This is a genomic window from Mesorhizobium sp. WSM4844, from assembly GCF_055811775.1.
Genome location: NZ_JBVVQB010000014.1, coordinates 133,638 through 144,794 on the forward strand (window position 1 = coordinate 133,638; position 11,157 = coordinate 144,794).

The 11,157-nt window shown below is 64.0% G+C and carries 8 protein-coding genes and 1 pseudogene; 4 read left to right on the forward strand and 5 right to left on the reverse strand.

The features are described from left to right. Nucleotides 1-42: 42 nt before the first annotated feature. The 3 genes from AC0L2A_RS14315 to trpS all read right to left on the reverse strand — a co-directional run bounded on the left by AC0L2A_RS14315 (nucleotide 43) and on the right by trpS (nucleotide 2,689). Nucleotides 43-612 (reverse strand): NifU family protein, encoded by a 570-nt coding sequence (locus AC0L2A_RS14315; RefSeq protein WP_023796710.1) that lies wholly within the window; start codon nucleotides 610-612, stop codon nucleotides 43-45. Nucleotides 613-1,041: 429 nt separating this feature from the next. After that, a complete protein-coding gene (locus AC0L2A_RS14320) occupies nucleotides 1,042-1,533 on the reverse strand; it encodes a universal stress protein (protein WP_023796709.1) in 492 nt (163 codons plus the stop codon). An 88-nt stretch (nucleotides 1,534-1,621) separates the two neighbouring features. Continuing rightward, nucleotides 1,622-2,689, reverse strand: coding sequence for a tryptophan--tRNA ligase (trpS, locus tag AC0L2A_RS14325; protein WP_128183356.1), 1,068 nt, complete (start codon nucleotides 2,687-2,689; stop codon nucleotides 1,622-1,624). Between the two features lie 399 nt (nucleotides 2,690-3,088). Here trpS and AC0L2A_RS14330 point away from each other — a divergent pair, with 399 nt between their 5' ends. Beyond that, the gene (locus AC0L2A_RS14330; RefSeq protein ID WP_236392065.1) at nucleotides 3,089-3,250 is read left to right on the forward strand and encodes a hypothetical protein; all 162 of its coding nucleotides are present in this window, start codon (nucleotides 3,089-3,091) and stop codon (nucleotides 3,248-3,250) included. A gap of 45 nt (nucleotides 3,251-3,295) precedes the next feature. Here the strand turns inward: AC0L2A_RS14330 and murJ are convergent, their stop codons facing one another. Next, the gene (murJ, locus tag AC0L2A_RS14335) at nucleotides 3,296-4,879 is read right to left on the reverse strand and encodes a murein biosynthesis integral membrane protein MurJ (RefSeq protein ID WP_473609258.1); all 1,584 of its coding nucleotides are present in this window, start codon (nucleotides 4,877-4,879) and stop codon (nucleotides 3,296-3,298) included. Nucleotides 4,880-4,925: 46 nt separating this feature from the next. After that, nucleotides 4,926-7,727: a [protein-PII] uridylyltransferase gene (locus AC0L2A_RS14340; RefSeq protein WP_473609257.1), complete on the reverse strand. Its 2,802-nt coding sequence runs from the start codon at nucleotides 7,725-7,727 to the stop codon at nucleotides 4,926-4,928. A 315-nt stretch (nucleotides 7,728-8,042) separates the two neighbouring features. On the opposite strand from AC0L2A_RS14340, the pseudogene AC0L2A_RS14345 reads away from it, so the two are divergent. The 3 genes and pseudogenes from AC0L2A_RS14345 to AC0L2A_RS14355 all read left to right on the forward strand — a co-directional run bounded on the left by AC0L2A_RS14345 (nucleotide 8,043) and on the right by AC0L2A_RS14355 (nucleotide 11,140). Continuing rightward, nucleotides 8,043-9,817, forward strand: a pseudogene (locus AC0L2A_RS14345) (heavy metal translocating P-type ATPase). Nucleotides 9,818-9,860: 43 nt separating this feature from the next. After that, nucleotides 9,861-10,262 (forward strand): CopM family metallochaperone, encoded by a 402-nt coding sequence (gene copM / locus AC0L2A_RS14350; protein WP_473609256.1) that lies wholly within the window; start codon nucleotides 9,861-9,863, stop codon nucleotides 10,260-10,262. A 32-nt stretch (nucleotides 10,263-10,294) separates the two neighbouring features. After that, nucleotides 10,295-11,140, forward strand: coding sequence for an aldo/keto reductase (locus AC0L2A_RS14355; RefSeq protein ID WP_473609254.1), 846 nt, complete (start codon nucleotides 10,295-10,297; stop codon nucleotides 11,138-11,140). The last annotated feature ends 17 nt before the right edge of the window (nucleotides 11,141-11,157 follow it).

Consider the following 11,157-nt stretch of genomic DNA (forward strand, 5'->3'; position numbering starts at 1 on the left):
GTTTTTTGTGTCGCGCGAAGGGCGAATTGACGTCCTTTGATCTTAAGAGACCTGTTCGACCTGCTGCACCTCGGGCACAAAATGCCGGAGCAGGTTCTGGATGCCGTGCTTCAGCGTCGCCGTCGACGACGGGCAGCCGGCGCAGGCGCCCTTCATGTGCAGGAACACGGTGCCGTTCTCGAAGCCGCGGAAGGTGATGTCGCCACCGTCCTGGGCGACGGCCGGACGCACCCGCGTGTCGAGCAGTTCCTTGATGGTGATGACCAGTTCCTCGTCGGCCTTGTCGTAGAATTCGCCGGTCTGGCTGGTCTCGGCGGCGGGGCCGGCCCTGGCCATGACCGGCGCGCCGGACATGAAGTGCTCCATGATGGCGCCGAGGATCGCCGGCTTCAGATGCTGCCAGTCGGGGCCGTCCTTGGTCACGGTGACGAAATCATAGCCGAAGAAGACGCCGGTCACGCCGGGGATCTCGAACAGCCGGCCGGCCAGCGGCGAAGCCGCGGCAGCGCTGTCGGCATCGCGGAAATCGGCGGTGCCTTCGACAAGCACTTCCTTGCCGGGCAGGAACTTCAATGTCGCCGGATTTGGCGTCGATTCGGTCTGGATGAACATGGACGTCTCCGAGCCCGTTCGGGCATATAGTTTGGAATAATTCTAAATAGGCCTTATCGGCAGGACATTCAAGCGAAAGCCATCGCCGGAACGGCCGCCCGAGAGAATGAATTTTCGTCTACAGCGCCGCGCGTCCTTATTGGACGTGCAAGGGCTGTAGCACTTCGATTTTTGCGCTGGCCAGGGATTTTGCGCCAAGGTGTGTTGAGATTCAGGTCAGGCCGGGCCGAAAATGACGGTTTCCGAGAACCGGAGCGGAGCGTACTTTTGGGTACGCGCATGACTCCGAAATCGAATTTGATTTCGGAAGGTCATGCGCAAAATCAGAGTTCTAGAGCGTCCTTTGCGCGCCCAACAAGGCGCGCGGCGCTGTAGTAAGCACAGGAAGCCGCCGTTTGCAGGCCGGCCTCACCTGAATATCAGCACACCTTAGGCCAGGCTGTCGATTTCTTCGTCTGACAGGTTCTGCGGCACCACTGTCACCGGGATCGGGAAGGCGGCGCCCTTGCCGGCGACCGCGCCGACCAGCGGGCCCGGCCCTTCCTTGCCGGCGCCGGCGGCCAGCACGAGGATGGCGATATCCTGGTCCTCCTCGATCAATTTGTGGATCTCTTCCGTCGGCTTGCCTTCGCGCACCACCAGTTCCGGCTCGATGCCGAGCTTCTGGCGCACCTTGTTGGCATAGCTGTCAAGTGCGGCGCGCGCGGTGGCGGTGGCCTCCTCGCGCATGATCTTCTCGACACCCAGCCAATGCTGGAAATCGTCCGGCTCGATCACATAGAGCAGCACCAGCACGCCGCTGGTGCTCTGCGCGCGCTTCGAGGCGTAGACGACGGCCCGTTCGCATTCGGGCGTGTCGTCGATGATCGCCAAAAACTTGCGGCGATGGCCGGCTTCGCGGCTGAGGCGTTTGGAGACCATATTCTACCTCAAATAGTTTCGGTCGCAATCTGCCACCGCCACGGCCCGGCCGCAAGCGACCGGCGGATGTAGCGATATTGGCTGCAGATTAACCCTGCAGCAGGCCGATGATGTCGCGCACGGTCTTCATCGTCGCCTCGGCCAGCAGGCCGGCCCGCTCGCCGCCATCCCTGAGCACCGCGTCGACATAGGCGCGGTCGTCGGAAATGCGGCGCATTTCGCCGGCGACCGGCGCCAGCTTTTCCACGGCAAGGTCGGCCAGCGCCGGCTTGAACACCGAAAACTGCTGGCCGCCGAACTCTTTCAGCACTGCCTCCTTCGATATCTCGGCGAGACCCGCATAGATGCCGACCAGGTTTTCGGCTTCCGGCCGGCCGGCCAGGCCGTCCAATTCGCCAGGCAACGCCTCCGGGTCGGTCTTGGCCTTGCGGATCTTCTTCGAGATGCTGTCGGCATCGTCGGTCAGATTGATGCGCGACAGGTCCGACGGATCCGACTTCGACATTTTCTTCGAGCCGTCGCGTAGCGACATGATACGCGCCGCCGGTCCGCCGATGATCGGTTCGGTCAGCGGGAAATAACCGTTCACGGTCTCCTCGCCGACCTTCATCTCGACGCCGACGCCAAGGCCGGCGATGCGGTCCGAAAAGTCGTTGTTGAATTTTTGCGCAATGTCGCGTGTCAGCTCCAGATGCTGCTTCTGGTCATCGCCGACCGGCACATGGGTGGCGCGGTAGACAAGGATGTCGGCCGCCATCAGGCTCGGATAAGCGAGCAGCCCAAGCGAGGCGTTCTCGCGATCCTTGCCGGCCTTGTCCTTGAACTGCGTCATCCGGTTCATCCAGCCGATGCGGGCCACGCAGTTGAAGATCCAGGCAAGCTCGGCGTGCTGCATGACCCGCGACTGGTTGAAGACGATGTGCTTTTTCGGGTCGATGCCGGAGGCGAGAAACGCCGCGGTGATCGCGCGCGTCTGGTCCTTGAGATCCTCATGGACAAGCTGCGCGGTCAGCGAATGCAGGTCGACGACGCAATAGATGCAATCGGAGGTGTCCTGCAGGGCAACGAATTTCTTGATGGCGCCGAGATAGTTGCCGAGGTGCAGATTGCCGGTCGGCTGGACGCCGGAAAAAACGAGGGGCTTGAAGGCGGTCATATGTCCTCATGGCTTGTGGAGGGCCGTTTCGCGCGCGGCGAAAGTCTTTCGACGGCGCGCTTATGGACGAGAGCGGGGAGCGGATCAAGGGGCTGTAGGCGATCGCAGCAGAGCGATTGCTTCAGGTCGGATTGCTTGTTCGATGTTGTTGGCGCCTATAGCGCCTGTCTCGGCTTGACAGGTCGGCGCTGCCCCTCATTGCCCTGCCGGGCATTTCTCCCCGTATAGTGACGGGGAGAAAGACCCGTCGTCGACGGTTTCGCCAACGACAGGCGTTGCAGGACGAGCGCCGAGGGGCAGCCAGCTTCTTTCTCCCCGTAAACGGGGAGAAATGCCCGGCAGGGCAATGAGGGGCGGTATGATAGGAGCATATTCTGCAAACGATCTGACGAGAAATGGATGACCATCTCAAACGAGAAAGCTTTGGAGCGCCGGCATGGCCGCGAGACGCCGCTGGAGACAGCGGCGCGGCTTCGGGCCGAATTCGGGATCGAACTTAGCAAGCAGGCACGTAAGCCGCTGCCGCGCCCGGTCTATGACGAATTGTCCGGCGAAGACTGATGCTTGTCGACGGGGTCGCTGCGGTTAGGTTTACGGATCTGGAGACTATTCCCTGGTGGAAGGGGAGCCCTTCCGCCTGATACTGCGCCGGATCATGCCGAAATCCGCCCCCCCGATGGCGAAGGCGGTGACGAAATAAAGAAGCGCCCCGCCGGCGACGAGCCCAAGCAGCGTTGCAGTCTTGACCACCAGCGGCGAGCCGGAAGCGAGGCTGGCGGCAAACCAGTGTTCGGCAAAATACAACGCCGCCGCCATCACCGCCGCCGACACCATCAGCCGTGGGATGCGTCTCATGAGCGGCACGTCGCGGCCCCAATGGCCGCGCCGGATCAGCACGCCGAGCAGCATCAACGCATTGACCCAGCCGGCGACGGCCGAAGCGACGGCGATGCCCGGCGCGCCCATCTGCGGAAACAGCGTCAGCGCGGTGGTGATGTTCACCGCCACCGAGATCGCGGCGAAGATCATCGGCGTGCGCGTGTCCTCGCGAGCGAAATAGCCGGGGGTGAACGCCTTGATCAGCACGAAGGCCGGCAGCCCTAAGCCGAAGATCGCCAGGATCGCCGCCACGATCGGCGTCGAGTTGTTTGCGGCAAACGCGCCGCGTTCGTAGACCAGCCCGACGATCGGCTCCGCCATGACCAGCAGTGCCGCCGCCGCCGGCAAGGTCAGGAACAGCGTGAACTCCACCGACCGGTTCTGCAGATTGGCCGCCTCGATCAGATTGCCCGACTTCAGCGCCCGCGACAGTTCGGGCAGAAGCACTATGGCGACGGCGATGCCGACGACGCCGAGCGGCAGCTGATAGATGCGATCGGCATAGGCGAGCGACGACACCGCGCTGTCCTGCGCCGAGGCGATTGCGGTGCCGACCAGCTGGTTGATCTGGGTGATGCCGCCGGTGATCGCCGCCGGCAGCGCCAGGATCAGCAGCCGCTTGACATTGGGCGTCATCCTTGGCCGGCGAAAGCCGATCGAGATGCCGGCATGGCGCACCGCCACCCAGACGATCGCCAGTTGCACCAGCCCCGCCGCCAGCACGCCCCAGGCCAGTGCGAAGCCAACGGTGCGCGCGTCCGATCCCTTGTGCCAGGCATAGGCGAGCACGCCGATGAGGATGACGTTCAGGAACACCGGCGCCACCGCGGCGGCGAAATAGCGGCGCAGCGAATTCAGCATGCCGGCCATCATGGCGCCGAGCGACATGCAGATCAGATAGGGAAACATGATGGTCGCGAGCCGGACCGTCATCTCGAACTTTCCCGGCGAGTCGGCAAAGCCCGGCGCCACCAGGTAGCGCACGATCAGCGGCATCGCCAGTTCCATGGCGATGGTCAGCGCCAGCAGCGCCGTGAACAGCACACCGAACACCTCTTCGGAAAAGCGCTTGGCGCCATCGGTGCCGTGGGTTTCGATCTCCTTGGCGAACAGCGGCACGAAGGCGGCGTTGAAGGCGCCTTCGGCAAACAGCCGGCGGAAGGTGTTGGGAAACTGGAAGGCGGCGTTGAAGGCGTCGGCGATCGGCCCGGTGCCGAGCGCGGCCGCCATCAGCATCTCGCGGCCGAAGCCGAGGGCGCGGCTCATCAGCGTGCCGGAAGCGACCGTTGCGAACTTTTTGACAAGGCTCATGCGTCTGGAGACTGCCTGCAGGATTGGGACAAATGAGTGGTGGCGGTCACTCGGCCGCAGCCTTGGCCTTGCCGCCGCGCTCGGGCACGGTGCCTTCGAGGACGGCGATCAGCCTGTTTTTGATGGCGGCCATGCGGGTCGGGCTGTCGATCTTCTGGCCGGTGAGATCGGTGACATAGAAGGTGTCGATGACCTTTTCGCCGAAGGTGGTGATGTGTGCCGAGGCGATGTCGAGCGACAAGTCGGACAACGCCCCGGTGATCTCGGACAGCAGGCCCGGCCGATCCAGCCCCTCGACCTCGATCACCGAGAACCGGTTCGACAGCGTGTTGCGGATTTCGGCGCGCGGCTGGATGCGGAAGACCTTGGCGCCGCGCCGCGGCTTGGTGCGCTTCTCGATCATCTCCGGCAGCCAGCTCTTGCCCGACAGCACGTCCTCGATCAGCCGGCCGACGCGTTCGGCACGGCGGCGTTCGTCCTCGTCGCGGTCGAATTCCCTCGAGATCAGGATGGTGTCCAGCGCGCGGCCGTCGGAGGTGGTGAAGATCTGCGCATCGACGATGTTGCCGCCGGCCGCCACACAGGCGCCGGCAATGACCGACAGCAGGCGGGGATGGTCCTGCGCCAGCACGGTGATCTCGGTCACCGCCTCGAACTGGTGGGTCTTGATCATCGTGGCGAGCTTCTTGCCCGCCGCATCCGCCTCGCGGATGAATTCGGCGTGGCGAAGCTGGTCGGCGAGATCGACCGCCAGCAGATAATTCTCATAGTGCTTGGCGACATAGCGCTTGCGCGCCTTTTCCGGCCAATCGGCGAGCGCCTCGGCCAGCTTTTCGCGGGCGGCCGCGGTGCGCATCGCACGCGACACTTCCGAAAACCCGCCGGTCAACAGCAGTTCGGTTTCGTAGTAGAGCGTGCGCAGCAACTGACCCTTCCAGCCGTTCCAGACGCCAGGCCCGACGCCTCTGATATCGCAGACGGTCAGGACGAGCAGCAGCTTCAGCCGTTCAACCGACTGCACGATCGCGGAAAAGTCCTCGATCGTCTTGCGGTCGTTGAGGTCGCGGGTCTGCGCGGTCATCGACATGACGAGATGGTTCTCGACCAGCCAGGCGACCGTTTCGGTGTCGGCCGCCGACAGCCCCATATGCGGGCAGATCCGCCGCGCGATCCGGGCGCCAGCTTCGGAATGGTCCTCCGGCCGGCCCTTGGCGATATCGTGCAGCAGCACCGCGGCATAGAGCGCCTCGCGGCTTTTCTTCAGCCCCGGCATCAGCGAGTGGGCAAGCGGGTGGACCTTTTCACCGTCGCCGCGCTCGATCTCGGCCAGCACGCCGATGCAGCGGATCAGGTGCTCGTCCACCGTATAGTGGTGGTACAGCGAGAACTGCATCATGGCGACGATCTTGCCGAAATCCGGGATCAGCTTTGCCAGCAGTCCCGCCTCGTTCATGCGCCTGAGATTGAGTTCGGCGTTGCGGTCCGACGTCAATATGTCGAGGAACAGCCGGTTGGCTTCCTCGTCGCGCCTGAGCGCCTTGCCGACGAGGCCGAGCGAACGGGTCAGCAGCTTCAGCGCATCGGGGTGAAATTCCAGCCCGTGCTTGTCGGCGAACCAGAACAGCCTCAAGAGATTGACCGGATCGCGCTCGAACACCAGGTCGTCGGCGATGTTGATGCGATGGTTGTCGATAATGAAATCGGACGTGCCGGCAAGCTTGCGCTTGCGGCGCGAGAAGGTGAGGAAGATGCGGTTGAAGCCCGGCACATGCTTGGCCTGCTCTTCCTCTAGCGCCGCGCAGAAGATGCGGGTCAGATCGCCGACGTCCTTGGCGACGAGGAAGTAGTGCTTCATGAAGCGCTCGACCGCCGACAGGCCCGGATGTGTGGTGTAGCCCAGCCGCTCGGCGATCTCGCGCTGGATGTCGAAATGCAGCCGTTCCTCGGCCTTGCCGGTGAGGAAATGCATGTGGCAGCGCACCGCCCACAGGAAGTCCTCGGCCTTCTGGAATTCCCGGTATTCGGTGCCGGTGAAGACGCCCTTGTCGACCAGTTCCTCGCCGGTGCGGACCCGGTAGAAATACTTGCCGATCCAGAACAGCGTCTGCAGGTCGCGCAGGCCGCCCTTGCCGTCCTTGACGTTGGGTTCGACCAGATAGCGGCTTTCGCCGGCCTTGGCATGACGCTCGTCGCGTTCGGCAAGCTTGGCCTGCACATATTCGGGTCCGGTCGTGCGCACCACCTCGCGGTCGAAGCGCTGCAAGAGCTCGTCATAGAGCTTCTGCTCGCCCCACAGGAAACGCGCCTCCAGGATCGAGGTGCGGATGGTGATGTCGGTGCGCGACTGCCGCAGGCATTCGTCGATGTTGCGGGTGGCGTGGCCGACCTTCAGCCCCAGGTCCCACAGCACGTAGAGCATGTATTCGACGATCTGCTCGCCCCATGGCGTCTGCTTGTAGGGCAGCAGGAAGAGCAGATCGATATCGGATCCCGGCGCCAGCGTGCCGCGGCCATAGCCGCCGACCGCGACGACGGCCATGCGTTCGGCCGATGACGGGTTCTTGACGCGATAGACGTGGGTGGTGGCGAACTCGTAGAGCGCGCGGATGATTTCGTCCATGAGATGCGACAGCCGGGCGGCGCAGGCAGTGCCGCTGCCGTCGTCCATCAGCATGCGTTCGGCGATGCTGCGGCCGACGGCCAGCCTGCCTTTGAGAAGCTGGAGAACACCAGTTCGCGCAGCCTTGCCGGAGCCGTCGCCTGCCGTGGCCTCAGTCAGCGCAGTCATCTCGCGGCGCAAGGCTTCGCCGTCGATCAGTTCGTCGAGCTTTAGAGAGATTCTTGCCATAAGTGCCGTTCGGCCTCGCCGTTTTGGCGGCGTCTATAGCGCGTTTTCGCGGCGCTGGGTATGGGGCGGACAGAAAGGCTCTCCACGGGAGTCGAAACCGGATGATCGCCTCCTGCCGCACTTGATAGATGGTCTTGCTGGACGATGTTGCCAAGCCCGGAAGTGGCGGCGGCCATAAGCATGGAAGCGGTTTGGGTCAGGCAGTCCGGCATGCACCACGGCACCAAAGGTCGAAATTGGCCCTTGACCTTCCAGTCACTGGAAGCACTACCTCTGTTGCAAGTTCGAGACAGAGCGGTCTTTCCGCATTGACGCATTCCGACCACGACCAGCGGTTGCTGCTCGCCGAAAGCTGCTCCGTCCGTCGCCGACGCGGTCATTCGCGACCCGGTCTGCGGCATGACCGTCGATCCGGCCGCCGGCAAGCCGACCGCCGAGCATGGCGGCCATCGCTATCATTTCTGCAGCGAGCGCTGCCGTTCGAGGTTCACGGCCGAGCCGGAAAACTACATTGCCGCCACCGATCCGGTCTGCGGCATGCGTGTCGAGCGTGCCGCCGCGAAGCACTTTTCCCGGCATGAAGGCCAGGGCTTCTATTTCTGCTCGGCCGGTTGCAAGGTGAAGTTCGAGGCGGAGCCGGCAAAGTATCTTGGCGACAGGCCGGAGCAGCAGGCGATGCCGAAAGGCACGCAATACACCTGTCCGATGCATCCAGAAATCGTCCGCGACAAGTCAGGCGCTGCCCGATCTGCGGGATGGCGCTGGAACTGATGGGCGTGCCGGCCGGCGACGAGGGCCCGAACCCGGAACTGGTCGATTTCTGGCGCGCATCGTCGCGCTCGTCGCCAAGGCTCAGCGTTCGCGCGCGCCGATCCAGGACTTGGCCGACCGCGTCTCCTTCTATTTCGTCCCGGCCGTCGTCGTGGTTGCGATCGTTGCGTTCATCGCCTGGGCGAACTTCGGGCCGCAACCCAGCCTGATCTTTGCCATCGTCTCGGCGGTCTCGGTGCTGATCATCGCCTGTCCTTGCGCACTGGGGCTTGCCACGCCGATGTCGATCATGACCGCCACAGGGCGCGGCGCGCATGCCGGCGTGCTGATCAAGGACGCCGAGGCGCTCGAGCGCTTTGCCTCGGTCGACACGCTGATCGTCGACAAGACCGGTACATTGACCGAAGGCCGGCCGAGATTGACCGACGTCGTCGCTGCCGAGGGTAGGGCGGACGATGATCTGCTGGCCCTTGCCGCCGGCCTCGAAAAGGGCTCGGAGCATCCGCTGGCCGAGGCGATCGTCGAAGGCGCCCGGGAACGCGGGGTAAAGATTCCCGACGCCGGCGGTTTCAGGCGGTCAGCGGCAAGGGCGTTTCCGGCACGGTGTCGGGACAGAGGGTGGCGCTCGGCAACGCCGCGATAATGGCCGCTCTCGGCATCGAAATCGCATCCGTCTCGACCAGCGCCGAGGCGCTGCAGGCCGAGGGCAAGACCGCGATGTTCGTCGCCGTCGGCAACAAACTGGCCGGCATCGTCGCCGTCGCCGACCCGATCAAGGCGACGACATCAGAGGCGATCAAGGCGCTGCACGAGCGCGGCCTGAAGATCATCATGGCGACCGGCGACAACGAACGCACGGCGAAGGCCATCGCAAGCAAACTCGGCATCGACGAGGTGCGTGCCGGCCTGCTGCCGGAACAGAAGAGCGCGCTGGTCGAGGAGTTGCGCGCCAGCGGCGGCGGCGTCGCCATGGCCGGCGACGGCGTCAACGACGCGCCGGCGCTGGCCGCCGCCGATGTCGGCATCGCCATGGGCACCCGCGCCGATGTCGCGGTCGAAAGCGCCGGGATCACGCTGGTCAAGGGCGATCTCAACGGCATCGTTCGGGCCCGCACGCTCGCCCAAGCGACGATCCGCAACATCCGCCAGAACCTGTTCTTCGCCTTCCTCTACAACGTGCTGGCGTGCCGATCGCCGCCGGCGTGCTCTATCCGCTCACCGGCACGCTGTTGTCGCCGATGCTGGCGGCAGCGGCTATGAGCCTGTCCTCGGTTTCGGTGATCACCAACGCGTTGCGGCTCAGGGCGTTGAAACTCTGAGCCAAGTTCCCAGATAGGAACTCGTTCAAAAAGGAGATCATGAATGACGTTGGCCAAGAAGATCGTGCTGTTGCTGATGGCGGCCGGAATGCTGCTTGCCGTTTTCCTGGAAAGCATTCCGTCGCAAGCCCAGGAGACGAAACACGACATGGGGGCGCACGACATGGCAGCGATGGGCGCGCAGGGCGCCTCGACCGACAGCTACAAGGCGGCGATGGACAAGATGCACACCGCGATGATGGCGATCGAATATTCCGGCAATGCCGATGTCGATTTCGCCCGCGGCATGATCCCGCATCACCAGGCGGCTATCGACATGGCCAAGGTCGAGCTTGCCAATGGCAAGGATCCGGAAATGCGCAAGCTGGCCGAAGCGGTGATCGCGGCGCAGGAAGCCGAGATCAAGCAGATGCAGGATTGGCTGGCCGCCCATCCGGTGAAGTAGCATCAGCCATCGGGCCTCGACTGGAGCACGCCATGCCGTCAACGATAAGAACCACGACATTGCCCTCGGGCGAAGCCGTTCCGGTGCTGGGTCAAGGCACCTGGAAAATGGGCGAGGACGCCCGCCGCCATGCCGATGAGGTCAATGCCCTGAAGCTTGGGCTGGATCTCGGCATGACGCTGATCGACACCGCCGAAATGTATGCCAGCGGCGGCGCCGAGAAAGTGGTGGCGGATGCTATTGCCGGGCGCCGCGACGAGGTGTTCCTGGTCTCCAAGGTGCTGCCGTCCAACGCCTCGCGCACCGGCGTGCCGGCTGCCTGCGAGGCAAGCCTCAGGCATCTGCGCACCGACCGCATCGATCTCTATCTGCTGCACTGGCCCGGCAGCGTGCCGCTGGCGGAAACGGTCGAGGCCTTCGAAGCGTTGAAAAAAGCCGGCAAGATCCGCCATTGGGGCGTCAGCAATTTTGACACTCATGAGATGGAGGAACTGGTCAGCCTGCCGGCCGGCGACGGCGTCCAGACCAACCAGATCCTCTACAATCTGTCCCAGCGCGGCCCCGAATTCGACCTTGCGCCCTGGAGCCGGCAGCGCGGCATTCCGCTGATGGCCTATTCGCCGGTCGACCAGGGCGTATTGGCGCGCAACGCCAGCCTCGAAGCCATCGCCGCCCGCCACGATGCGACGCCGGCTCAGCTGGCGCTGGCCTGGGTGATGGCACAGGACGGCCTCATCGCCATTCCAAAGGCCAGCAAGCAGGAGCATATCCGCCAGAATGTCGCGGCGCTCGACATCGAGCTTACGCGTGAGGATTTCACCGAAATCGACCGCGCCTTCCCGCCGCCGAGGCGCAAGCAGGGCCTGCAGATGATTTGAGGGATGGGAGCGGGGAA